Origin of the sequence: Nocardioides sp. CER19 (assembly GCF_029846275.1) — a bacterium.
Taxonomy (GTDB): Bacteria; Actinomycetota; Actinomycetes; order Propionibacteriales; family Nocardioidaceae; genus Nocardioides.
In genome coordinates this window covers 280,863-305,116 of the sequence record NZ_JARVWS010000002.1, presented here as the reverse complement: position 1 = coordinate 305,116, position 24,254 = coordinate 280,863, and the positions used below count along the sequence as shown (strand labels likewise).

Annotated in this window: 22 protein-coding genes and 1 riboswitch; of the genes, 11 read left to right on the top strand and 11 right to left on the bottom strand. The window is 69.8% G+C overall.

All coding sequences use genetic code 11. The annotated features are described in order from the left end of the window. The 3 genes from QDS12_RS09855 to QDS12_RS09845 form a co-directional block, all read right to left on the bottom strand. On the bottom strand, positions 1 to 4,203 hold the full coding sequence (locus QDS12_RS09855) for a TIR domain-containing protein (protein ID WP_279878816.1): 4,203 nt from the start codon (positions 4,201 to 4,203) through the stop codon (positions 1 to 3). A gap of 162 nt (positions 4,204 to 4,365) precedes the next feature. Beyond that, a complete protein-coding gene (locus QDS12_RS09850) occupies positions 4,366 to 5,361 on the bottom strand; it encodes a hypothetical protein (protein WP_279878815.1) in 996 nt (331 codons plus the stop codon). A 111-nt stretch (positions 5,362 to 5,472) separates the two neighbouring features. Further along, a complete protein-coding gene (locus tag QDS12_RS09845; protein WP_279878814.1) occupies positions 5,473 to 6,882 on the bottom strand; it encodes an SUMF1/EgtB/PvdO family nonheme iron enzyme in 1,410 nt (469 codons plus the stop codon). Positions 6,883 to 7,522: 640 nt separating this feature from the next. On the opposite strand from QDS12_RS09845, the gene QDS12_RS09840 reads away from it, so the two are divergent. Then, positions 7,523 to 7,897, top strand: coding sequence for a nuclear transport factor 2 family protein (locus tag QDS12_RS09840; protein WP_279878813.1), 375 nt, complete (start codon positions 7,523 to 7,525; stop codon positions 7,895 to 7,897). A gap of 119 nt (positions 7,898 to 8,016) precedes the next feature. Here QDS12_RS09840 and QDS12_RS09835 read toward each other — a convergent pair whose 3' ends face one another. Next, positions 8,017 to 8,469, bottom strand: a complete 453-nt coding sequence (locus QDS12_RS09835; protein WP_279878812.1) for a helix-turn-helix domain-containing protein — start codon at positions 8,467 to 8,469, stop codon at positions 8,017 to 8,019. Between the two features lie 88 nt (positions 8,470 to 8,557). Between QDS12_RS09835 and QDS12_RS09830 the strand changes: the two genes are divergently transcribed. Continuing rightward, positions 8,558 to 8,950: a TIGR03618 family F420-dependent PPOX class oxidoreductase gene (locus QDS12_RS09830; protein ID WP_279878811.1), complete on the top strand. Its 393-nt coding sequence runs from the start codon at positions 8,558 to 8,560 to the stop codon at positions 8,948 to 8,950. Between the two features lie 187 nt (positions 8,951 to 9,137). After that, a complete protein-coding gene (locus QDS12_RS09825; protein WP_279878810.1) occupies positions 9,138 to 10,034 on the top strand; it encodes a hypothetical protein in 897 nt (298 codons plus the stop codon). Between the two features lie 20 nt (positions 10,035 to 10,054). On the opposite strand, the gene QDS12_RS09820 is transcribed toward QDS12_RS09825, so the two are convergent. Next, positions 10,055 to 10,759: a class E sortase gene (locus tag QDS12_RS09820; RefSeq protein ID WP_279878809.1), complete on the bottom strand. Its 705-nt coding sequence runs from the start codon at positions 10,757 to 10,759 to the stop codon at positions 10,055 to 10,057. Positions 10,760 to 11,024: 265 nt separating this feature from the next. Here QDS12_RS09820 and QDS12_RS09815 point away from each other — a divergent pair, with 265 nt between their 5' ends. After that, positions 11,025 to 12,638: a SpoIIE family protein phosphatase gene (locus QDS12_RS09815; protein WP_279878808.1), complete on the top strand. Its 1,614-nt coding sequence runs from the start codon at positions 11,025 to 11,027 to the stop codon at positions 12,636 to 12,638. A 9-nt stretch (positions 12,639 to 12,647) separates the two neighbouring features. After that, positions 12,648 to 13,715, top strand: coding sequence for a B12-binding domain-containing protein (locus QDS12_RS09810; RefSeq protein ID WP_279878807.1), 1,068 nt, complete (start codon positions 12,648 to 12,650; stop codon positions 13,713 to 13,715). Positions 13,716 to 13,971: 256 nt separating this feature from the next. Here QDS12_RS09810 and QDS12_RS09805 read toward each other — a convergent pair whose 3' ends face one another. Next, entirely contained in the window at positions 13,972 to 14,589 is a 618-nt protein-coding gene (locus tag QDS12_RS09805; protein ID WP_279878806.1) for a hypothetical protein, read from the bottom strand. Positions 14,590 to 14,822: 233 nt separating this feature from the next. Between QDS12_RS09805 and QDS12_RS09800 the strand changes: the two genes are divergently transcribed. After that, positions 14,823 to 15,179: a hypothetical protein gene (locus QDS12_RS09800; protein ID WP_279878805.1), complete on the top strand. Its 357-nt coding sequence runs from the start codon at positions 14,823 to 14,825 to the stop codon at positions 15,177 to 15,179. 167 nt (positions 15,180 to 15,346) lie between these two features. Here QDS12_RS09800 and QDS12_RS09795 read toward each other — a convergent pair whose 3' ends face one another. Further along, positions 15,347 to 16,303: an acyl-ACP desaturase gene (locus QDS12_RS09795; protein WP_279878804.1), complete on the bottom strand. Its 957-nt coding sequence runs from the start codon at positions 16,301 to 16,303 to the stop codon at positions 15,347 to 15,349. An 84-nt stretch (positions 16,304 to 16,387) separates the two neighbouring features. Beyond that, complete coding sequence (locus QDS12_RS09790) at positions 16,388 to 16,612, bottom strand: hypothetical protein (RefSeq protein ID WP_279878803.1); 225 nt, start codon at positions 16,610 to 16,612, stop codon at positions 16,388 to 16,390. 252 nt (positions 16,613 to 16,864) lie between these two features. On the opposite strand from QDS12_RS09790, the gene QDS12_RS09785 reads away from it, so the two are divergent. The 3 genes from QDS12_RS09785 to QDS12_RS09775 all read left to right on the top strand — a co-directional run bounded on the left by QDS12_RS09785 (position 16,865) and on the right by QDS12_RS09775 (position 18,732). After that, positions 16,865 to 17,143, top strand: a complete 279-nt coding sequence (locus tag QDS12_RS09785; RefSeq protein WP_279878802.1) for a hypothetical protein — start codon at positions 16,865 to 16,867, stop codon at positions 17,141 to 17,143. Between the two features lie 266 nt (positions 17,144 to 17,409). Then, positions 17,410 to 17,564, top strand: a riboswitch (cyclic di-AMP (ydaO/yuaA leader). 6 nt (positions 17,565 to 17,570) lie between these two features. After that, positions 17,571 to 18,140, top strand: a complete 570-nt coding sequence (locus QDS12_RS09780; protein WP_279878801.1) for a C40 family peptidase — start codon at positions 17,571 to 17,573, stop codon at positions 18,138 to 18,140. Between the two features lie 196 nt (positions 18,141 to 18,336). Beyond that, positions 18,337 to 18,732, top strand: coding sequence for a DUF1801 domain-containing protein (locus tag QDS12_RS09775; protein ID WP_279878800.1), 396 nt, complete (start codon positions 18,337 to 18,339; stop codon positions 18,730 to 18,732). A 250-nt stretch (positions 18,733 to 18,982) separates the two neighbouring features. On the opposite strand, the gene ppk2 is transcribed toward QDS12_RS09775, so the two are convergent. Next, complete coding sequence (ppk2, locus tag QDS12_RS09770; protein WP_279878799.1) at positions 18,983 to 19,852, bottom strand: polyphosphate kinase 2; 870 nt, start codon at positions 19,850 to 19,852, stop codon at positions 18,983 to 18,985. A 209-nt stretch (positions 19,853 to 20,061) separates the two neighbouring features. Here ppk2 and QDS12_RS09765 point away from each other — a divergent pair, with 209 nt between their 5' ends. Next, positions 20,062 to 21,318 (top strand): aromatic acid exporter family protein, encoded by a 1,257-nt coding sequence (locus QDS12_RS09765; protein ID WP_279878798.1) that lies wholly within the window; start codon positions 20,062 to 20,064, stop codon positions 21,316 to 21,318. 164 nt (positions 21,319 to 21,482) lie between these two features. Beyond that, positions 21,483 to 21,809: a hypothetical protein gene (locus QDS12_RS09760; protein WP_279878797.1), complete on the top strand. Its 327-nt coding sequence runs from the start codon at positions 21,483 to 21,485 to the stop codon at positions 21,807 to 21,809. A gap of 19 nt (positions 21,810 to 21,828) precedes the next feature. Here the strand turns inward: QDS12_RS09760 and QDS12_RS09755 are convergent, their stop codons facing one another. Both QDS12_RS09755 and QDS12_RS09750 read right to left on the bottom strand, forming a co-directional pair. Next, positions 21,829 to 23,226 (bottom strand): NAD(P)/FAD-dependent oxidoreductase, encoded by a 1,398-nt coding sequence (locus QDS12_RS09755; RefSeq protein ID WP_279878796.1) that lies wholly within the window; start codon positions 23,224 to 23,226, stop codon positions 21,829 to 21,831. Positions 23,227 to 23,332: 106 nt separating this feature from the next. Continuing rightward, positions 23,333 to 24,085 (bottom strand): SDR family oxidoreductase, encoded by a 753-nt coding sequence (locus tag QDS12_RS09750; protein WP_279878795.1) that lies wholly within the window; start codon positions 24,083 to 24,085, stop codon positions 23,333 to 23,335. Positions 24,086 to 24,254 lie beyond the last annotated feature (169 nt).

The window sequence follows — 24,254 nt, the reverse complement described above, 5'->3', positions numbered from 1 at the left end:
TCACCCGGTGCGGCGGGGCAGGCCCGGACAGAGGGCGTGGTAGTCGACGCCCTGCGGCATCTCCTTCCGCCACTCGTCCCGACTCGGGTTCTGCGTCAGCTTGGCGCACAAGGCGCCGTACCCGTCCGGCGGTACGGGCCAGGTGCGGATGGTGCCGTCCTGGCTGCCCGAGAGGACGCGGAGGTCGTCCGGAGTGAACACCGCATCGACCACCTGATCCCAGTGGCCGATGAGCGGGTCACCGATCCCGTCCCCGGTGCGCGCATCCCACACCCGCACGTTCCGGTCGGCGCTGCCGGAGACGACGCGCCGGCCGTCCGGACTGAAGGCGACACTGTTCACGGCGGCCTCGTGTCCGTCCCAGGGTGCCCCCACCGGTCGGCGCTCGCGGACGTTCCACAGCCGCACCGTCTTGTCCGCACCCGCCGACACAAGCCGATCGCCGTCCGGGGAGAACGCCACGTTGAGGATCGGACCCTTGTGCCCGGTCAGCGGCTCACCCACCGGCCTTCGTGACGCGACGTCCCACAACCGCACGGAGCCGTCCGCGCCCGCGGACGCCAACAGCCGGCCGCCCGGGTCGAACGCCACCGCGTTCACGTCGCCCTGGTGCCCCCTCAGCGGCTCACCCACCCGTATGCCTGATGCCACGTCCCACAACCTCACGGATCCGTCGGCGCCGGCGGTGGCGAGCAGACCGGGGTCCGGACCGTCGTCCGGGGAGAACGCCACGTCAAGAACCGCACGCTGATGCGTGGTCAGCGGCGCACCGGTTGGCGTGCGTGACGCGACGTCCCACAGCTGGACCGTGCCGTCCTCACCCCCGGACGCGAGCAGCCCACCGTCCGGGGCGAACGCCACGGCGCGCACGTCCCCCTGGTGTCGCGCCCCCAGCTCGCCCACCGAGGTCCCCGTGACGGGGTTCCACAGCTGGATCGCGCCGTCGCCGCCAGAGGCGATCAGGCGGCCGTCGGCGCTGGTCGCCATGCTGTAGCGCCAGGGCCCCTGCTCGATCGGCAGGGCGGCCCGCACTGACCAGAACCGGATGGTGCCGTCGCCCATGCCGGACACGACCCGCCGGCCGTCCCGGGTGAACGCCGCGCTGAAGACCTCCTTGCCGTGCCCGGTCAGCGGATCTCCGATCGTCTTGCCCTTCTCGACGTCCCAGAGGAGGAGTGTGTAGTCAGCGCTGGCGGAGACCAGTCGCTTCCCGTCAGGGCTGAAGGCCACGCTGAGGACCCAGTTCTTGTGGGCGTTCAGCTCGCTCACCAACGTGCGGTGGGCGGGGTCCCACACGCGCACGATCCGGTCGTCGCCGGCAGAGGCCAGCCGCCGGCCATCCCGGCTGAATGCCACCGCGTTCACGGGCGATCCGTCCTCGGTCATCGGTGGCTCGTCCCGCCAACCGGTGTCGCTGTCGAACCACAACCGCACCGTGCCGTCCTCGCCGCCGGAGGCGATCAGCCCGCCACCGGGGCCGAACGCCACCGCGTTCACCGACTTGCCGTTCCCCGTCAACGGGTCACCCGCCGGCTCACCCGAGCGAACGTCCCAGAGCCGCACGAGGTGATCGTCGCCGCCCGTGGCGATCACACTGCTGTCCGGGCTGAACGCCACCGAGTTCACGGGGTCCCCACTGGGGCTCGACACCCTGTGGGACAGCCGGCGGGTCGTTGCGTCCCACCACCGGACTGAGCCGTCCCCGCTGGCGGCGGCGACCCAGCGCTCGTCGCGGCTGAAGGCCACGGCGTTCACGACATTCGTGTCCCCACCGCTCGGAGCCAAGAGGTCCCGCACCGGTTCGCCCGTGTTCGCGTCCCACAGTCGGACGGAGCCATCCTCCTCGCCCGATGCGACCAGGGTTCCCGCCGGATTGACGGCCACGCTCCGGACCGGCGATCCCACCTCGATGATCTTGTCGACGTCGCGCTGCACCACCACCGAGTGGTCGATGGCACGCTTTCCGTCGGCGGTGTGCTTCAGGTCCTGTGCCGCCAGCATCTCCTGCATCCCGCGCAGCTCGCCTCCGGGCCGGGCGCCGGCGAGCATCGCTTGGCCTTCGGCCGCCAGCCGCAGCGCCGTTGCCTCCCGCGCCCGGTCCGCGGCATCGCGCTGTGCCTTCGACGCTCGGACGAATCCGGCGAGGGCGACGAGAGCGATGACGACGGTCGCCGCCAGGACGACCCTCAGGATCCGCGCTCGCCGTCGGAGTGCGGCCGCGTGGGCTTCCGCCAGCTGTTGCTTCTCGCGCGCCGCCCTGAGCTCCGCGACCTTGCGCTCTTCCTCGTCCGCGACGCGTTTGTCCTCCCGCGTCCGGGAGGCAGCGAGGAAGCTCGACGTGTGGGCGAGTCGATCCTGGTAGCCGGGCTTCGACACCACGGACTCGGACCTCCTGAGCCGTTCGCCCTCCAACAGCCAGGCGGCGTTGCGGTCGTTCTGCTCCCACGCCACGGCAGCTCGTTCGAGGTTGTCGGCCTCCTTGAGGTCGTCCCGCTCAGCAGCGAGCCAGCTGACGAGGTCTGCCCATTGACGCAGCAGGCTTTCCAGGGCGACCTCGACGAAGACTTCGCCGTCGCGTTCGCCCTGGACCAGCAGTCGCCTGGACACGAGTGCGTCGATCTCCGAGCGTGCGTTGGCCGGAAGGTCGGACCGACGGGCGACGCGGCGCATGGGCTGGTCATTGTCGGGATTGATGGTGGCCAGCCACGGGATGAAGGCCCGGTGCAATCGGTCGAGCTGGGACGCCCTGATCATGGGATCCCGGGCGAGGACCGAGTCGACCTGCGTCTGGACCACGTGGTTCATGCCGCCCATCGCTTCGTACGCGTGCGCCGTCAGTTCGCCCGTACTGCCGTAGTCCTCGTACAGCAAGGCGAGCGTCAGGGAGAGGAGCGGCAGGCTGTCGGCACCATGCGCGCTGTCACGCTGCAAGCGCTCCACCAGATCCGTCTGAACGTTCAGGGGGCGCCCAGCCTTGGTCGCACGCTGCGCCGGGCCGACGATGACCTCCTTGAAGTTGGCCGGCGGCATGGGCCGCAGCTCGTCGAACACGACGCTCTTCAGCCTCGACAGCTCGGGGGCGCTCTGCAGTGAACCATAGAAGTCGGTGCGGATCGTGCAGGCGACCACCACACCGCGTGACGTCACGTCGCCGTGGTTCACCAGACTGGCGAGCAGGGTGAGGAAGCGCTTGGCCTCGGGACCGGCATCTGCGCTGAACAGCTCCTCCGCCTGGTCCACGGGCAGGATCACCGTCGGCAGGGTTGTCCGATCCGGCTCACCGAGGAGGCGCCTTCTGGCCTCCTGCCGGGCCTCCTCGAGGAGATCTGCGACGAAGAGGGCATCCCCTCGGGAACAGGCGTCCTTGACGTCGGCCAGGGCCGGAGCCCTGAGTCCCATGTCGACGCGCAACCGGTGGATCGCGTGCGCAAGGCCACGTTCCCCCGTGAGCACGTCGCGCCCGGGTCGCACGGTGCCGGCTACCAGGAAGTGCCGATCGTCCCGACGTATCCGCGGCAGCAGGCCGGCGCGCAGGAACGAGGACTTCCCGACGCCGGACGGACCCAGGATCACGAAGAGTGATTCGACGCCGGAGGCACGCATGCCCCGGAGGGCATCCATCCCGCGGACGATCTGTGCGTCCCGGCCGTAGAACACTGCCGCGTCCTTCTCCTCCAGCGGTTCCCACCCCCGGTACGGCGACCGTTCGGGATCATCCGCTGGGGGCCACGCGAACTGTTCGGCTCCGATGCCGGCCTGACGCATCCCCCGGAGGAGCCGGTGGAGGCCGTCCGTCTGGAACCGCACCGAGCGTCCCGTGCTGTCGACGGCGATCTCCGTGCAGGGGCCGCCGTTGACGAAGAGATCGCAGTACTGCCACTCCCGCGTGATTCCCCTGTCGTCCAGGGGCTCGAGCCTGGCGCAGAGGATCAGCTTGCCCAGGGTCTCCGCCGTGCGGAACTCGGCCGTGCACTCGCTCGAGCTCTCCCAGTCCTCGGACAGCAGGCAGATCACGGCCTCGCACCGCTCGTTGGCCTGCCGCAACGCCCGTTTCCACCGCTCGCCCGGCGCGATGCCCGCATCGCGATCCAGATCCAGGAAGATCTCGTCCGCGAGTCCCGGCTCCTGTTCCACCAGCCAGCGCTTCAGCGCAATGGCTTCCGCCGAGTTCCGGCTCGAGTGGCTCAGGAAGATGCGTGACATGGGACCGCTCCTGAAAAGGTGACGGCCACTGGCGATGCGACGACCTTGCGCATTGGTCCTCCCGGAGAAGGTCCGGCAGCGCCGACCTCATCGACGATACGCCGGCGGCGGCGGCGTGGACAGGGCTGGATATGGTCACTCCGAACGGGGCCCGCACTCCGCTCAGCAGCCACCTCCCGAGCCCACGTTCCACTGGCCGTCCAGGGTGTATCTGCTGCCGTCCTGCCAACCCCGAACGAGAACGTCGTAGGTCCTTCGCGCGGCCGACTGGTGCCAAATTCCGGATGGATTGGCGTCAGAAGCGGCGCTAGCTCGGCGAGAACCGACGTCGAGGTACGGGATTCGACGCCACATATAGACGGACATTCTCCCCGCCTTGGCGTGAAGTCGCACCCAGGCGTCGCGACTGCAGATCGCCTCGTAGTAGACGTGCTTCCCCGCGTTGACGCCCGGGTCGAAGATCGCCGAGATCGAGAGCAGAGCAGCGTCCGGCGTATCTGACTTCGGAAGGTCGAGGTTGGGATCCACGACGCGGATCTGCACGAGGACCGCGCCGGTCTTGTCGATCCACTGTCGGAACTCGTCGTCGGTCACCGGTTGCTCCCAGCTGCCGATCAGGGGCGGTGAGTCATCCCAGGCCAGGACCTCCTCGGCGGCCGCCTTCGCGGTTGACGCGGCCACGCCGGAGAACGTCGTGTGCGCGGCGCCCACGACCTGGCTGAGCACGGTCTTCTTCTTCACGCCGAAGTGCGCGGCCACCTGCTCGAGGTTGGGCGAGGTCGTCTGCGCGTCTCGGTACTCGGCGAGCTCGTCCGGCGACTTGCGGGAGGCGTGCGCTATCGCGTCGATGACGCTTTCCTCCAGCGACGGCAGCGGCGGATCGTCAGCGGAGACGGGCACGAATGACTGTGCTTCGATGCAGGTCTTTGCGTCGCTGTTGGCCGCCAAGTAGGCGTTCAGGGATTCGATACTCGAGCTGATGTAGGTGATCTCGAACGTCTGGTCGGCAGCGTTCGAGGCGGTCACCTGAGCGGCGGCGCCGAGCGCACTCTTGATCAGCTCGGGCTTGCTCGACCTGGACCACTCCGGTGATTTGGGGTCGCACTCCACAGGTTGCGGGAACAGTCCCGGCGGCGGCGCTTGGTGGAAGGACTCCACCGAACCGTCGCTCGAGCTCGACGACGGATCGGATCCTCCGCACGAGGTACCGATGAGTGCGAGGGCAAGAAGTATTGCGCTCCTCCATGGTCTTTCCGCAGGCATCTGATCTCACCCACTTTCAACGCATCTGAAACCAACCGTGTCCATCTGCTCGTCCGAGCTCGCCCAGCGATCCGACTCAAGGGAGTCGGCGAGGTCCGCGAACGACCCCCCAGCGACATAGAGGGGCGTGGCGGCCGCGCCGCGCCACACCTCGTCGTCGGGCGTCGTACTGGTCCATTCCGCCGCGTTGCCGACGAGGTCCTCGACGCCGTTGACCAGAGAGGTGCCGCCGGCACGATCCGTGGTCACCACGACGACGTCGTCGGGGTTGCTGGGGTCGGGTCCGGGCGCCGCATCGCGAGTCGCCAAGTAGAGCTGCGAAAGCCATTCCACCCGCTCCCCGCGAGCAGCGAACGGCCAGTCCTCCTTGAGGTCGTCGATGGCGCGTGCGGTCGCTCCGGGGATGAGCCGGGCGACCTCGCCGGCAGCGACCCGGTCGCGATGGGCCAGGAGAGTGAAAGCGCGGATGACCGACCCGGGTGGGTGCGGGGGAGGCGCTTGCGCGAGGGTGATCGCATTCGCGCGGCTCGCGGTGGGAGGGTCGTTCCCCCAGGGCCATGTCGCCCTACCGTCGCGCGTCGCCGCCTTCTGCCACTCCGCGCGGGTAGGAAGCCGCCGGCCGATCCACGCACAGAAGGCCAGAGCCTGGTCAGCGCTCACGGATACGACCGGCAGGTCGGCACGATCCGGAGTGTCGAACCGCTCGCCGGTGCGGGCCGCCCCGGGCACATCACAGTGCCTGGCATCGACGCACGCCCGGTAGCGGCGATTCGTCACCTCGAAGCGCTCCCATCGCAGGCCCTGGTAGGTGACCAGGGGGCCTCTCGCCTCGGCTCGTAGTCGGCTCTGCTGGGCAGCGTCGACAGCGCGCGCACCGAGATACAAGGCGAGCGCACCGAGCACCGTGAAGATGAGCAGGCCTCGGACGAGCCCGACCCGCTTGAGGACGGTCTTGCGGGCTCCGTCTCCCGAAAGCGCCCGGACGAGTCTCTCGAGATCGGCCTCGAAGCTGGTCGGCGACAGCGCCACAGCATTCCGGAACGCCAGCTCACGAATGACCGGCGGAAGCGCATCGGCGGCCGGCATCGCGGCCCCGTCGACCAGCACGGGGATCACGGCCAGCCGATCTTCGCTCAGCGCCAGACTCACTTCCCTGGTCACCCAGTCGTCGGCACTGATCGGATGCGTCGGGCGTTCTCCGGCGCCGGCGACCCAGTGGTGGTCGATGATGACGAGGAAGGCTTCGGCGTGTCGGATCGTGGCAGCGAGCTTCTCGGGGAAGTTCGCCCCCGGCTCGATGTCGACGACATCGATGAACACCTTGCGCCTGCCGAAGTGCGCACGGAGCCGGTCTGCGATCCGGCCCGCCCACGCCGCGGACGGATCGCGACGGTAGGAGATGAAGATGCCACCCACGGGTGATCAGCCGGGAGGTCGGCATCCTGACAGTCGGCGCTCGACATCGCGACGACGAAGGTTGCCGCCGCTTTCCCTCCCGGCCCCGAAAGTGTGCTCGCAGTTCGCCACGGCCGAACCCCCAGAGAATCGCTCAACCTCGAGAACCCCGGCCGTTGTCGACCGGGCCTGAACGAATCCGATGACCGGAGGCGCCCCATGACGCCGTCGCGGCACATCCAAACACTGGTACCAATTCGATGAGAACACACCGGCTGCCGCCAGGAAATAGCCCGTTCCGACTATGCAGCACCTTGGTTTCTCAGAAGAGAGATTCCCACCACGCGGGCGTCAGTTGGGCGTGGCCAAGCGTAGGAGTGATCACGATGGGGTCCTTTGCTCAAGCACCCGGATAGGTGCGATTCCTGGGGTTCCCGAGACCTCGAGCCGACGCGGCCTGGAGCTCGTGAACGCCCTGGCCGCAAGATGGGCATCCGCGCTGGACGCGGCGGGTACGACCGTGGGGTTCGTGCGGGAGCCGAGGGCAAGGGGACCGGTCCCGCAGAAGCTTTCGCGGCAGTGCGGTTCGGTCGTCGCCCAGGCCCACGAGCATGCAGAACGTTCGGCGCACGCACCTCAGAGCCGTGTCAGGATGACTCAGATGGATGCGGCGAAGCAGGTCCGCACGGCAGCCGAGGATCGGGCGACTGCTCTGGTCGCGGGCGATGCCGAGCGACTGATGGATCTGCTCCATGAGGAGTTCACGTGGACCACCCATGTCGGCGAGACCGTCGATCGGACGGAGTACGTCCGGCGAAACACTGAAGGGCAGACCGTTTGGCATGCTCAGGCGATGACCGACGTGGAGGTCGTCGTTGTGGGGAATACCGCTGTACTTCGAGCCGAGGTGACCGACCGAGTGACGTTCGCCGAGGGTGACGTCGAGACGTTTCGCATGCCGATGACCCAGGTGTGGGTCCTCTCGGCGGGAGGCTGGAAGTGCCTCGCAGGTCACGCGGGTCCGAGGCGGTCCTGATCGCCCGAGCCGCAAGCCGCTCGCGAGTCGCGCCTGAGCGAACCTGCGCCGTACCAACGCGACGGTGACCGGGTCGTCCTCGAAGGCGACACCCTCCCTCTCAGGCGCGAGGCCCGCACTCAGCGTGCGGCGCCGGGCCCGGGCATCACGTCGATGTCGGTGGCGTGCATGGGCTCCCCGCAGCGGCTGCAGCGCGGGTCGACGTGGCTGACCTCACCGCACGCCCGGTGGCGGTACAGGACCGGCGGACCGGCCTTCCCGGCGAGCCACTTGTCACCCCATCCGACCATCGCCATGAGCACGTCGAAGAGCTCGGCTCCCCGGTCCGTCAGGTGGTACTCGTACCTGGGCCTGTTGTCATAGGGACGCCGCTCGAGAATCCCGCGCTCGACGAGGTGATTCAGCCGCTCGGTCAAGACCTTGCGGGAGATCCCGAGATCCTGCTGGATCTGCTCGAAACGGTTCATCCCGACGAACACGTCGCGGATCACCAGGGGCGTCCAAGGCTCCCCCATCACATCCAGCGTGCGGGCGATCGAGCACGCCATGTCGCCGAAGTCCGTGCGCTGCATGGAACCAACCTAGCAGTCGGGGTTCCCTCAAGGAACTCCGCTAGCTATGGTGATGGCGTCTCTTGACGGAACTCCGAAAGGAACGCTGATGGCCGCCCGCGCCCTGGACACCGAGCTCGTCGACGTGCTCGATAGTTCGCCCACCGCCCACGTGGCGACTCTCCTGCCCGACGGCGCACCGCACTCCGTGCCGGTTTGGACCGGAACCCACGAGGGTCATGTCGTGATCATGACCGGGCCCTGCTCGCAGAAGGCTCGCAACCTGCGACGCGACCCCCGCGTCGCGATCTCGCTGACGCCGACCGACAACCCGTCCTACCCAGTCGTCCTGCGCGGCCGTGTCGTCACCTGGCTCACCGGCGAGGAGGGCTGGGCCGTCGTCGACGCGATCGCCGAGAAGTACATCCACGCGCCCTACGACCGCAGCCGCGAGCGGGTCGTCGCCATGATCGCCGTCGACCACTACCGGATGGGAATGTGAGTGCCCTGGACGCCGTCACCGACGAGCAGGTCGCTGCGCGCCCGGGCGACTCATCGCCCGGCTGACCTTGCTCCGCCATCGTCCCCCAAGTTCGGTATCTGGCCGTGAGGGTCGTGACCGCCGGGGTGCTCGCTCGTTGCTCGGGGTGGCTGCAGATCTGCAGTTGGTGTGATCGGGGGGAGCCATCATGACTGCAACATCGAGGGTGGTCGCCGGTGCCGTGGTGTGCGCGGCGGTCTCGTTCTCCGGGGTCGCCGGCGGTCCGGCCCAGGCGTACGACGGCTCGGGAGGGGCCACCCCCACCGCGGGACGTGCCATCGGAAGTGCCGGCGGCGCGCTCGGTGGCGCGGTGGAGAACCTCGGCCGCAGCGCGGGCGGTGCCGTGGGCGGTGCCGTGGGCGGTACGGGTGGTGCCGTAGGTGGCGCGGTGGGCGGACCGGCGGCCCACAGTGCGGGTGGCAGTGTGGGCGGCACGGTCCGTGGAGTCACCCGCGCAGTGGGCGGCACGGTCCGCGGAGCCACGACCACGGTGGGCGGCACGGTGGACGGCACGGTGGACCACGTCGCCAACTCGACCGGTCGACGCCTTCCGCAGCAGCCGAGCTCCAGCCCGCTCACCTCCGGGCCGACGACGAGCGGAGGCACCTCGCCCAGCGCGACCGGGCCTCAGCCCCGGACGGCCGCCGTCACGCCGGTGAAGGATCGTGCGCCGGCGACCGCCAACCGGAAACCCGCCCGCAAGGAAGAGCGAGCGAAGCAGGTGCGGGTGTCCCCAGCGGCGGCCGCCGCGGCCCACGCACTCATCCTGGCGTACATGCGTTCCGACTTGCTGCACCGGTCTGCGATGGCCGGATCAGCGGAGAGCGCGGAGGTCATGCCGGCGAGCTCCAACGACGAGTCGTGCCTCTCGGCGAGTCTCGCGATCGCGGACCTTCGCCGCTGTGCCCACGCCAGCATGCTGATCCCCCAGCTCGGCGGGCCTGCTTCGGTCTGGATGCCGCTGAGCTTGGCGATGGTCGGCACCGGCCTGGTGCTGGTGGCTCGCCGGCGTCGCGACGCCGCCCTCGAGACTCCGGCGGGATAGGAACCGCTTCGACGGGTCCGTCACGGCCGGCGTCGGGTCGACTCGAGGTGCCCGAAGGCGACGTACCGGTTGTCGGTGTGGAAGAGCTCGGAGCACGTGGTGAGCGTGATCAGCCGCCGGCCGACGGGGCCGCTTGGCGGCTCGATCCCACCGTCGGGGTTGCTCGGGGCCGGATCGAGCACCCAGCCGGCGGTAAACGGCACCACGAGCGCGTCCCCGCCGGTGTCGAGGACGTAGGTGAACACGCTCTGTCGGGTCTCCACGACGACGCGGTCCCCTGGCCGGAGCTCGGGCATGTCGCGGAGCGGTTGGCCGTGGGTGACCCGGTGGCCGGCCAGCGCGTAGTTTCCCGGGCCGCCCGGTGGAGCACTGCCGGCGTAGTGCCCGAGCCCCGCGGCCAGCACGCCGTCCGACGTGCCCTCCAGGACCGGTACGGCGAAGTCCGGCCCGAACCGCGGGATGCGGACGATCGCCCCCGCCGCGACCGGTCGGCCGCCCGGACCCTGGGAGACCACGGCTGAGTCCTTGCCGCGCCTCCAGCTGTCTTCGATCGACGACATCACCGTCGCTTGTGTCCGGTGGGCGACCCAGGTGGTGCCCCAGTACTCCCAGCCGAGCCATGCCGACACCGCGAGACCCGCGCACACCAGGATCATCCCTGCGGTGGTTCTCAGCGACACTCGGCGCCGCGAGCGACCCGGCCGGCGAGTGGCGTCGGCGTTCATCCCCACCTCATGCCGCGATTCGGACTCACCGGCCCCTTCTGTGTCAAGACCGGCGGGTGCGCGGTCCTCGTTTGCGGACGACGCAGTCCCGCGAGCGCCTTGCCCGAGCCGGCGCCTCGGCGGCGCACGTCAGCGGCGCTCGTCCGGCTGGCGATGCCCTCCGGCGCGACGTGGCGCCGGGTGTGCACTAGCGTGACCGGCAAGTAACACTTCGTCATGACGTCTCGCGGTACCGGTCGCGAGGGAGAGAGCCTCGTGGTGCCGCATGTCCTTGGAAGCCGACCGTTCAGCCGTCCCGACGGCTGTGCACCCCGGTTGGGCGAGCGCGCCGAGCCCGGCGCTCCTGGTCGACGTGGACGGTGTCGTCCTGGCCGCGAACGATGCGGCCCTGCTGGTCCTGCCCCACTCCGGGCCGGGTCGGGAGCTGGCCGACTGCGTGCCCGGCTGGCTGGCTGAGGCCCACCGCTCGACATCGATCGACCTTGGTCGCGACGCGGTCGCCGGGTCTGTGGGTGAGCGGACCTTCACAGCAACCTCGGTCCGGGTCCCCGACGGGTCGTCGATGTGGTGGCTGACGGAGACCACCGACGTGACCCGGCTGCAGGATGAGCTGCGCACGGAGCGCGAGCGCACGACGTTCCTGCGGACCGCGTCCGACGACCTGCTCAGCTCCCTCAACGTCGTACGCACGATGGAGGTCGCCGCCGAGCTCGCCGCTGCTCGGCTCGCGGACGTCGCGTGGGTCATCGAGCCAGAGGTCCGCGGTCGACACGCCACCGCGGTGTGCGTACGCGGTCAGCGCGCGCGAGCCGTGACGCTCGACATCCATCCGCACGACCTGCCCGGTCTCGCTGAGGCACTGCAGGGCTTTCCGCCCGTGCCGTCGCGCTGGATCGACCCGGCGCTGGCGCCGGAGTGGGTCCTGCCGGACAGCATCCGGGCGACCGGGTCGATGGTCGTGACAGCGCTGCCCGGGCACGGGGTGCCGGCCGGCGCGCTGATCCTCCTCCGCAGCACCGAGGCGCAGCCGTTCTCCGAGAGCGAGGAGGCGGTCGCCCGGCTGTTCGCCGCCCGAGTCGGGGCGGCGCTCTCCGCGGCCCGACTCTTCGAGGAGCAGAGTGCGATCACCGAGGTGCTGACCGCCGGGCTCCTGCCGCCAGCGCTGCAGCGGGTCGACGGCGTCGACTTCGCCGGCATCTACCGGCCCGCCCAGGACACCTCGCGTCTGGGTGGCGACTTCTACGACGTCCACCCGCTCGAGGGCGGCGGGTCGCTGGCCCTCCTCGGCGACGTGTGCGGCAAGGGCCTCGAGGCGGCCGTGCTCACCGGCAAGATCCGCAACACGATGCAGGCCCTGCTGCCGATGGCGGGCGACCACCTCCGGATGCTCGACCTGCTCAACGCGGCGCTGCTCAGCACGCAGGACCCCCGGTTCGCAACGATGGTCCTCGCCTCGGCCGTCCGAGTCGGCGAGCAGGTGCGCTTGAGCCTCACCAGGGCCGGGCACCTACCGCCGCTGATCATCCGTGCCGACGGCCGGGTCGAGGAGGTGTTCGGCCGGGGCTCGCTGGTCGGCGTACTCCCGGTCATCGACGGCTCGACGGAGCAGATCCTGCTCGACCCCGGTGAGACCTGCCTGCTCTACACCGACGGCATCATCGAGGCGCGCGGTGGCCCGCTGGGCGACGAGATGTTCGGCGAGGCGCGGCTGCGGCGGGCACTGGCCGGGTGCGCCGGTATGCCGGCGGAGGCGATGGTTGCGCACGTCCTCATGCTGGCGACCGAGTGGCTGGGGGGCGCGTCCCACGACGACATGGCCGTGCTCGCCATCGCGGCTCCCGTGGGTTCGGACAGGCGTGCTCCGGATGGCGACAGGTAGGACCGCTCCATGTCGCACCCGGTCACCCGAGACGATCACTCGCGCCCCGCTCCGCCCACCGCGGAGCGGCTCTGGGACGCGGTGATCGCCGGAGACGAGCGGGCGGCGGTCGACACCGTCGTCGCGGCACTGGACGACGGTGCGGACCCGGAAGAGCTCCTGCTGGACGTCATCGGCGCCGTCCAGCAGCGCATCGGTCTGGCGTGGGCCGACAACACCATCAGCGTCGCTCAGGAGCACGCTGCGACCGCCATCAACGAACGGGTCGTGGCGAGCCTCGCCGGGCGGCTCCCCCGCCCCCAGCTGGACCGGGGTCGCGTGACGGTCGCCTGCGTGGACGGCGAGTGGCACGCGCTCCCGGCGCGCCTGCTGACCGAGGTGCTCACGCTGCGCGGCTTCCGTGTCGACTACCTCGGCGCCCAGGTCCCGACCCCACACCTGATCACCCACCTGCACCGCACGAGTCCTGACGTCGTCGCGCTCTCCGGCTCGATCCCGACCCGGCTGCCGGTCGCGCACGCGACCATCACCGCCTGCCAGAGCGCCGGCATCCCGGTCATGGTCGGCGGGGCCGCGTTCGGGCCGGAGGGGCGTTACGCCCGGCTCCTCGGGGCGCAGGCGTGGGCGCCTGACGCACGCGCTGCTGCCGACCGACTCGCGGCCGGACCGCTGCCGAGGCCGCAGGCGGCGCACCAGCCGATCGACGACCTGCCACACCTGGCCGACCAGGAATACACCATGGTCAGCCGCAGCTCGGCGGCGCTCGTCAGGGCCGTGCTCGCCGGCCTCGAGGAACGCGTCCCGGCCATGCGTGACTACACCGACCTGCAACGCCAGCACACCGCTGAGGATCTCGCACACATCGTGGACTTCCTCGCCACCGCCCTGTACGTCGGGGAGGCGGAGCTGTTCACCGGGTTCCTCACCTGGACCGCCGGCATCCTGTCGGCCCGCGGCGTGCCGGCCGTCTCGCTCCTCCCGGCGCTCGACCTACTGGCCGGCGAGCTCAAGGACTTCCCGCGCGCCACGGCCCTGCTGAGCGCGGCGCAGGACGAGCTGCGCGCCACGGTCACCTGAGCGCGACCGTTTGACGTCCTCGACCGGTCCACGACCCGGCGTGCGGGCGGTCATGCGCGGCGGGCTTGCAGACCGGCGCGGCGTAGGTACCGATCTCGGCAGTCGCGCGTGCCCACCCACGTTCGGACACGTTGGGCCGCAGTACGGCGCGACCAGCGGTTCCGTACCCGCTCACGGGGCCCGCAAGAACCGTGCGTCACCCCTCCGCAAGCGGGACGCACGGATCCGTCCAGGCAAGCTTGGCGGCCGTGCGGTGCTACGGAAGAGTGACCGAGGTCGCCTCGGACCAGGGCGACCACAGGCTCCCGCTGCCCTGACACCTCACGGCGTACGTCTCCGTCGTCCCCGAACCTTGGAAGATCGTCCAGGTGCGCGGGCCACCCTGGTCCACCCCATCCCCCAGCGACGAGTAGGTCCCGTCGGCCGCCAAGATGCCGAGGTCGAACGTCACACAGCCGATCCCCGACCCGCTCCAGATCCGTACGTCACCATCCAACGCGGCCGCCCAGCCGAGCTGACCGGTCGGTCCCTCGGGCGGCGTAGCCACGTAGACCGTGTCACTGGTCCCGAGCTCCTGGTTCTTGCGCGTCTCTGCGGTGACGACGAATTCGTGAACGTCGCCTGGGTAGAGATCGGTCACCCGAGTCGTTGTCGCGGTCGTGTAGATCGGCGACCCGCCCGACCCGGTGACAACGTAATGGTCGGCACCCTTCGTCGGGGTCCACGTCAACTCCACCGTGCGAGTGTCGACAACGACCGCTGAGGTGATCGTCAGCGGCACCGGCAGCGGCTTGGCTGCAAGGGCGGGCGCTGCGGGGCTTACACCCAGCGCAACGATGAGGACCAGACCGACAAGGATGCGGCGTGGGTTCATGCAGGTGCTCCCGAGCTAAAGGAGCCACACCCCGAGGCCCCGAGTGCTGACACAGTAACGATGGGCCTGTCTCCTGTGCCATACCCAGAGGGTGCAACGGTCCACCCGCTGACACGCAAACGTCTGCGGCGATCGCCGCAGATCTGCCTGCGTCACTCCGCCGCCAGCAGGCGGCCACGCTCCTCGCCCTTAACCGCAGGATCTGTCGCCTGGACATCCCTTACGCTGCGGCGGTGATTGAGATCGGATCACGCGCCAAGAGGCTGCCAGCGCCGCCGTGGGTGGTCTTCGACTCCCTCGTCGACCCACACAAACCAGGGACGCGCCCCTGGCTCAACCTCCACCGCGACGAGGTCGAGCCTCACGTTCTGGAGTCCGAGCGACCGAACCGCGTCGTCTGGTCCTCGCTGTGGCCGAGTAGGCCCGACGACGAGGTGCGTTTCGACCTGGCGGCCGCTCGCGACGAGACGCTCCTGAAGTTCGGCTTGCTAACTCCCGACAATCCGCCCGACGAAAAGATCGCCGGTCACCTCCGGTACCGGATGAACGTGCTCTTGTTCGCTGACCTCCGGTACTCCTACGGCCAATAGCTCCACCAGGATCAGGCCGGATTGGCGAGGACCGCAGCCGCGCTGTGGATCGGTGATCGCTTCCTCCGCACCTGCGTCACTCCGCCGCCCTGTCGGCGCTGCCCGCGCGTGCGCTCTTGTCGGCCCAGTCGTGGTTCGGCCGGTTCTAGGCCTTCGGCACGACCTGTTCAGGAGGCGACGATGTCAGGGCGTGTCCCGTCGTCGCGCGCGGCGGCCCGGGCGCGGCTCTCCTCACGCCGGTCGACGAACCTGGTCGCCTGCGTGTCGAGTGCTTCGAGGAACGTGCAGAGGTCCTCGCGGGCCCGTTCGCCATCGGGTCCGAGGTCGCTGCGGTCGAAGACGTCCCAGTGCCGCAGCACCGGCATGATCACCTCGTCGTGGTGCAGCCGGAGGTCGTAGATGCCGGCCTTCGCGATGATCATCGAGTTGCGGCGGAAGCCTGCCATCGTCGCACCCGGCATCTCGAAGCCGATCACCTCGTCGGCGATCGCCCGCATGGTGGCGTCCGGCGCGATCTCCAACGCCGCCGAGACGATGTTGCGGTAGAAGATCATGTGGAGGTTCTCGTCCTTGGAGATTCGGGCGAGCAGCCGGTCGGCGATCGGGTCGCCGGTGACCTTGCCGGTGTTGCGGTGCGAGACCCGGGTCGCCAGCTCTTGGAACGACACGTACGCCACGGCCTCGAGGGCGGTCTTGTCGCCCGACTCGTAGCCGGAGCTCATGTAGTCCATCCGGGCCCGCTCGAGCTCGACCGGGTCCACGCCGCGGGTCACGACGAGATAGTCGCGCATCGCGATGCCGTGCCGGTTCTCCTCCGCCGTCCAGCGGCCCACCCAGGTGCCCCAGGCACCGTCGCGGCCGAAGCGAGTCGCGATCTCGCGGTGGTATGACGGCAGGTTGTCCTCGGTGAGCAGGTTGGTGAACATCGCGGCCTTGGCTGTCTCGGAGAGCTGCGACTGCTCGGGACGCCAGTCCTCGCCGCCGAGGAACGCGAAGTCGCGGCCCTGGCTCCAGGGGACATAGTCGTGGGGGTGCCACTCCTGAGCCATCGACAGGTGGCGGTCGAGGTTGTCGGCGACGACGGGCTCGAGATCCTCCAGCAGGTTGGTCGGCGTTGTAGACACAGCAGCTCCCTCGATCGCACCGGCCCTCACGAGGCTACGGCACGCCTACCGCTCGGGGTGCGAGGGGCGATGCCAGCACGAGGGTCACAAGATGGCGCCCCGCGGCGCCAGTTCGATGGAGGCAACGCCACGCGCGAACAGAACGAGCAGTCGATCCCCGTGCTGGCAGCGAAGGACACCGGGGTCGGATGCGAGCGTTGCGACCACGCGATCGACAACATCTTCTTCGTCGGCGGCATCGCGGTCTTCGTACCGGACGTCGGTATGGTCACCGCTGGTGAACCGGACCCGAAGCACGACGTCTGCCATGAACGCACGCTAGCGACAGCACGCGTTCAGGCGCTACGCCAGCACGCCGATCGCTGCGCCGCCACTGCTGTCGCTCCATCGATTCACTGACGGGTCACGCTGTGAGAGGCCCGTGGGGTCGAGCGTTCCAGGTGAGCGGGCGGGGATCCGCAAAAGACGACCTGCTGGATCGATCACACCGCGGGGCGTGGGAGGATTTCAGTGAGCACCGCACCACGCACGACGCGGCACTCCGACCCGCGGGAGGCCAGCATGAGGCGCCGAGCACTCCGGCTACGTGCAGGCATCAGCCTCTTCGTCCTGTCCTGGTTTCCCTTCGCCCAACTCATCATCTGGGTGAGCGACGTGACCGAACCCGATGCGGGCCGGATCCGCATCACCGTCTGGACCATCCAATTCTTGATGGGCCTCATCGGCATCGCCCTCGCCGGCGCCGAAACCTTCCACCTCGCCCGCAGCCTCGGCTGGCGCCACACCCCGACCGCGCTCTGGAGCATGTTCCGCACCGGCCGGGCACCCCAACAGACCTGACCGGTCGGGAGTCGCGCGCCGAGAACATCCGACTCTGCCGCGGCCCGGCTGGGAGCAGCAGTGCGGGCCGGATCCGCGTACATCCCGAGCCGGCCGCTGATCGCGCCGGGAGGGCCTTCCGAAACTCCTCGCCGACGGCAAAGACCTGTCCACGGGGCTTCCATGGCGTGCTCCGGATGCTTAGCCTCGACGGATTGCATCCGCAAAAGCCGGCATCGACGCACGTCGAGTCCTGCCCCTGTCGAGCGCCGGTTCATCCCGAGCAGAGTGACGACGCACCGCGGGGCAGGAGCGGGGGACCCACCGCGCGCCGCCCTCGGACGGCACTTGGGGTGAAGCCAACCAGGCTGCTGACCCAGCCCTTGGCCGGGCACCTTCTCGCCCGAACCCGACAGCTCACCTCGCAGGCGTGAGAAGGAATCCACGCATGCTCAACTCCACAGTGTCGAGCACGGTCCGCCGGGCCGAGCTCGCCGTCGCAGCCCTCGCCGTAGGAGCCGTCCTCCTCCCCAACGGGCACCCCCAGGCCCGTGCGGCGACCGTGCCGTCCACCGCCACGACCAGCACCTCGCTCATGCGCGGGACGACCGCCCGCCTCCCTGAACGCGTGGCTCCCGGCAGGGCGGTCCGTCTGGAGAAGGTCCGACGGGCGTACCGGATCGCTCTGCGCCAACGGGGTGACCCCTACCGTTACGGCGCCGAGGGCCCCAGCTCGTTCGACTGCTCCGGACTGACGTCGTACGCCTACCACCATGCCGGCTTCCGACTGCCGCGCACGTCCTCGGCACAGGCCGGCGCCGTGAGGCACATCCAACGCTCCCGACTTCGTCTGGGCGACCTCGTGTTCTTCACCAGCGGTGGGCACGTCTACCACGTCGGCCTCTTCGCCGGCCATCGGCGCCCTGGCTACTACCTGCTCCACGCGCCGTACCCCGGCAAGGTCGTCCAGGTCGACCGGATCTGGACGAGCAGCTGGTTCGGCGGCACGCTGCGGTAGTTGAGCGGGTGTGGTCGACCGGCGCCGTGACGATCACGAACGCAGATCGGGCGAATCACGCCGACGGGCCACGAAGCCGATCTGATTTATCGGCTGCCCGGGTCAGCTGCGGCTCTGGAGGGACGCGCCGACGGTCGTCAGCGCGGCGACCGTGCGCGGAAGTGGTCATCCTCGAACGGGGCGTACGTTGCTATGCGTGACGGATCGCGCACACCCCGGCGTCGACGCCTACCTCACTGCCCTGCCTCCTTGGCAGCGCGAACTATGCGCCGACCTTCGAGCCGTCATCTGGGAGGCCGACCCCGGGATCGAAGAAACGATCAAGCGATCGGTCCGGCCATACTTCGTGTGCCACGGCAACGTCTGCGCGCTGTTGGCGACCAAGGACCACGTCAACTTGTTCTTGTACGACCCGACCGTCCCGGACCCTGACGGCATCATCAATCAGGGCGAAGGCAACGCAACGGCCCGCGCGATCCAGTTCTACCAAGGCGACGCGATCAACCGACGTGCGCTTGTCGCGGTTCTCCGCAGCATCGTGGCAAACAATCGCGCCGGTGGGTGGCGACGGCTGAAGGGGACAACCACCTGACCTCGCCGCTTCGCGGGGAGGGGCTTGGTCGTGCCCTGCGGCGATCCGCCCCTGTCCCCCGACGAGCAACCGGATCCGCCGATGACCGAGCCGGTGTGTCGCCGAACGTTCAACAGATCGCCTGCTCGTCGATGACGCTCGTGGCGCTCGGTGTCGTCGGCCTGGTGCGCGCGATCACCCAGCCGGACCGGAAGCGACGGCGAGTGGGCCGGCCGGCTCGAAGGCCGTTGAGCGCAGGAGCACTTCGCGCTCACCACTTCTGCGGGACGAAGGTCTGCTCGTGCTTCGGAGGCCGAACATAGGGGATGTCCTGCATCTGGGGCAGCTCGACCACATCCGGTGCGACGTCGACGTAGTCGAACTGCGAGAGCAGGTGCCCGATGCAGTTGAGCCGGGCGGCGCGTTTGTCGTCGGAGGGAACGACGTACCAGGGGGCCTGCTTGATGTCGGTGTACTCGAACGTCGTGTCCTTCGCCATCGAGTACTTCACGTAGAGCTCGTGCTCGGCCAGGTCCATGTCCGAGAGCTTCCACCGCTTCAGCGGCTCGGCATTGCGCGCCTCGAATCGCCGACGCTGCTCCGCGAAGCTGACCGAGAACCAGTACTTCAGCAGCACGATCCCGGAGCGCACCAACATCCGCTCGAATTCCGGGCACGTGCGCAGGAACTCCTGGTGCTCAGCCTCCGTGCAGAAGCCCATCACCCACTCGACGTTCGAGCGGTTGTACCAGCTGCGGTCAAAGAGCACCATCTCCCCCGCGGCTGGCAGGTGTTGCACGTACCGCTGGAAGTACCACTGCGTACGCTCGCGCTCGCTCGGCTTCGGCAGCGCGACGACGCGGACGGTCCGTGGACTGGTGCGCGCGGTGATGGCCTGGATGACCCCTCCTTTGCCGGCCGAGCCGCGGCCCTCGAAGATGACCAGCACCTTCAGGCCCTGGGACTGGATCCAGTACTGCAACAGCACCAGCTGCTCCTGCAGGCGGGCCAACTCCTCCTCATACGGCGCGCGCTTCAGCAGTCCCTTGCTGCTGTAGCGGCTATCGGCGCGCTCGGGCCGCGGCACATCATCGTCGAGCGTGGACGGCGGTGCGGTCTGCGGCGTGGTGTTCCCGGTCATGGGATCTCCCTCCGACGTCAGCATCGTGCGTCCAGGCATGCCGTCGGGACAAGTGCTAGATCCGGCCCTGTCCACCCCTACCAGCCCGGATGCCGGGCCGTTCGGACGGGCATGCGCGAACGCAGAGGGTGCCGAGGACCCGCTCGCCGTGCTCTGAGGGCAATGATGGTCGTGTGTCCGATCGATGGCGGGTCCGCTTCGACCGAGAGTTGAGGCGTCTGCAGAGCGAGTGGCGCGGGGCGCTGCTGTGGGCGCTGCGCATCACGATCGCGGCGACCGCCAGCTACGTCGTCGGCCTGCTGATCTTCCCGGGCACGCTGCCGCTGCTCGCACCGCTCACCGCGATGCTGGTGGTGCAGGTGACGCCGGTGTCGCTGCTGGCCAGCGGCCTCGACCGGGTCGTGTCGGTGGTGATCGGAGTGTCGGTGGCGGTCGCCTTCGCGGCCGTGGTCCCGCTGGAGTGGTGGAGCCTGGGCCTGCTGATCTTCGTGTCGGTGATCATCGGTCAGGTGCTCCGGCTGAGGGCCAACCTGATGGAGGTCGCGATCAGCGGCATGCTCGTGCTCGGCGTCGGAGCCCTCGGGGCGACGGCGGCCGCCGGCCAGCGGATCGCGGAGACCCTGGTCGGTGCGGGGGTCGGCATCGTGGCGAACCTGCTCTTCCCGCCGCGCATCCCGACGGCGGACGCGGGCCGCGCGATCGAGGGGCTCGCGGACGCAGTGAGCGACCTGCTCCGTCGGTCGGCGCAGGCCCTCGAGCAGCTCGCCCACGACCCGCCGTCGGTGTCGGCAGCCGCGCCCGCGTGGCTCGGGGAGGCGCGCAGCATCACCCACCACGACGTCCCCCGGGTCGGGGCGAGCCTGGAGCGGGCGGAGCAGGGGCGGCGCCTCAACGTCCGGGCGGTGGCTACCTCCGACGTGGGTCCGGGGCTTCGGCACGGGCTGGAGGCACTCGAGCACACCGCGCTCGCGGTGCGGTCGATGTTCCGGGCCCTCACCGACGCCACGTCCCGCGCCGACTGGCTCCGCCAGGACGGCGCCGACGACGTACTGCGTGGGCTGGCCCAGGTGTTCCGCGAGCTGGCCGACGCGATCGACACCTTCGGCGAGCTGGTCCGGCTGGAGGCCGCGCCCGCCCGACAGGTGGGAGCGGTCGACTTCCGAGCGCTCCACCGCTCGATTTCATCGCTGCCCGAGGCTCGGGATCGGCTCGAGGACTTCGCGACGTTCGGTGGCGATCCCCAGCTGGCCGAGCTGAATGCGGCGGTCCTGTCGACCGTGCTGCGCGTGCAGCGCGAGCTGGACCTGGAGCAGCGCGTACGGCGTCAGCTCCAGCTGCGGCGCCCGCGCCGCGCGCGGCCACCGCTGCGCTCGTCGGCTCAACCCCGGCCGCCGACCGACCGCGACATCAGCCCGGACGACGTCACGCAGCAGCTGCCGCGGATCCGCGGGACCGACGAGCGCTGAAGCCGGGCGTCCAGCACCTCCAGCCTGCGTCAGCTCGCCGCGTCGCACGATCGTTTCGGTTGGAGCCCGCCTGCGGGACTCGACGCAGATCACGGGGCGTGATCGTCACGGCTTCGATCGGCGTCCGGTCGGACCTTCGTGACAACGCATGGAAGGAGCCGGTCGTGGTGGACATCTTGCTGATCTGCCCGCGCTGTGACGACGAGGTCACTGTCTACATGGATCGCGCCGTGCTCCGCGTCGACGTCGAGCCTCGCCCTGCGGCCGAGCTGCTCTACTGCTGCCCTGCCTGCGGACGGCCGAGCGTCAGCACCGTCCGCAGCGACCTGCTCGCCCAGCTGCTGCTCGTGGGTGTCCGGCCGGTCGCGCTCGCCGAGCCGCGCCTGGACAAGGCCGACCTCCCACCGGCGGGTTCGCCGTTCACCCGCGAGGACATGCTGAGCTGGCACGAGCAGCTCGACGGGGTCGACACGGTCACTCCCTGGGAGTGACCGTGCCGACCGCATTCGCTCACTTCGCCGCCCGGAGCTCCTCTGACTCACGGCGACGCGTGTCGGGGTACCAGACCTGCCCCTCGTGCCGGAACCCGTAGCCCGGCTGCTGCACCGAGCGCAGCGACACGATGTCCCGTCCGAGGAACGCGCCCAGCCCCCAGACCGCCAGCACCCGCAGCTTGCGCTCCCAGGTCGGGATCGCGAGCACGTGGTAGCCCCGGTGGACGACCCACGCGAGGAATCCCTTGAGCACGACCGGGCCGCTCTCGAAGACGCCGTCGCCCAGTCCGAGGGTGGCGATGACGCCGAGGCTGCCGTGTCGATAGGGGCGAGTACGTCGGCCGCGAGTCACGGCGGCAAGGTTCTTCGCCAGCCGCTTGCCCTGGCGCACGGCGTGCTGGGCGTTGGGCACGGTGACGGCCGATCCGCCGACCGCGAGGTCGGGGACGGCCGCGGCGTCGCCGGCGGCCCAGGCTCCCGGCACGGGCGCCTCGTCCGTGCCGACCTGCAGGTCGGGCCGTACGACGATCAGGCCGCGTGCGTTCGTGGGGAGATCGGTCCGCTTGGCGATCACCGGGTTCGCGGCGATGCCGGCGGTCCACACGATGAGCCCGGACTCGAACCTCTCGCCGGACGAGAGGTCGACGACGCCGTCGCACACCGACGTCACGGTGGTGCCGAGGTGCACGGCGGCGCCCTTGTGGGTCAGCCGCTTCGCGACCCACACGCTGACCGACGGGCTCACCTCGGGCAGGATGCGGCCGGCGGCCTCGACCAGGTGGAAGCGCAGCTCGGCCGGGTCGATCCGATAACGCTTCCTTGCGACCGCCCGAGCCAGGCTGAGCAGCTCGGCGAAGCCCTCGACGCCGGCGAAGCCGCCGCCCACGAACGTGACGGTCAGCAGCCGGTCGCGATCTGGGCCGGGCGGCAGGTCGGCGGCGATGTCGAGCGAGCTGAGCAGGGTGTCGCGGATGGCGACCGCCTCCTCGATCCGCTTGAGCCCGATCGCCTCGTCGGGGATGCCCGGCACCGGGAAGGTGCGGGTGATCGAGCCCGCCGTGACGACGACCTCGTCGTACTCGAGCGGGACCTCACCACCCCCGGTCAGGTGCACGTACGCCGTCCGCCGGTCGTGGTCGATCGAGGTGACCGCACCGTTGACGACCCGCGTGCGGCGCAGGTGGCGTCGCAGGGAGATGACGGCGTGCCGAGCCTCGATGGAACCGGCCAGCACCTCGGGCAGGAACGGTTGGTAGGTCATGTAGGGCAGCGGGTCGACGACGGTGACCGTCGCCTCGCCGGGGCGCAGGCGCTTCTCGAGCTGCCACGCGGTGTAGAAGCCGGCGTACCCGCCTCCGACGATGACGATCCGTCGGGGCGCGGAGCCTCGGTGTGCACGGGTGAGGGTCTTCACGAACTCTTAGACCGCACACCCCGCCACGGTGTGACAGCCGGGGGCAGCAGCGCGCCGGCCGCCGGACAGATCCGGCGACCGGCGCGACGTACGCCCCGCGGAGCGGTCAGCGCTGCTCGGAGAGCTTCACCCACTCCTCGTAGGTGGTCGCGGCCAGCTCAGCACCCTCGCCCGGGACGATGGTGTCCTCGGCCAGCACCTGGCCGAAGTACGGCGCCTGCGGATCGGCGACGACGCGGCGCGGGTCGCCGAGGCGCTCGAGAACACCGGCGATGAACTCGTCGAACCGGTAGCGGGTCGGGCCGGCGACCTCGAGATGCCCGTTGATCGGCTTGCCGGCGGCCATCCGACCGACGGCGCGCGCGACGTCGTCGGACGCGATGGGCTGGAACCCGACCGGCGGCAGGTGCACCTCACCGTCGACGGTGGCCGAGTCGGCGATCGTCTTGCCGAACTCGAAGAACTGCGTCGCGCGGACGATGCAGTACGGCTGTCCGGACTCCTGGATGAGCCGCTCCTGGGCGACCTTGGCGCGGAGGTAGCCGCTGTCGGGCGCCCGGTCGCAACCCACGATCGAGAGGGCGACGTGGTGGTCGACGCCGGCCTTCTTCTCCGCCTCCAGGATGTTCGTGGTCGACGCGGTGAAGAAGTGCAGGACGTCGTCGTCGGCGAACGACGGTGAGTTCGACACGTCCACGACGACGTCGGCGCCGGCCACGGCTTCGTCGAGGCCTTCACCAGTGACGGTGTTGCACCCGGTCTGCGGCGACGCCGGCACGGCCTCGTGGCCGTGCTCGCCCAGCAGCTTGACCACCTTCGAGCCGACCAGACCGCTTCCTCCGATGACGACGACCTTCATCAGACACCTCTTTCCTCTTCGTTGACAGGCGTGTGGGTCCTCTGCCCGGCCGGGATCGCCGGGACGAGCAGGGGGTGGGTGTGCACCACGGACGACCGGACGCCACGGTCGCGTGTGACAGCTGACCCGGCCGGGGTGGCGAGTGGGACCAGTCGCTCTCTGCTTCCGG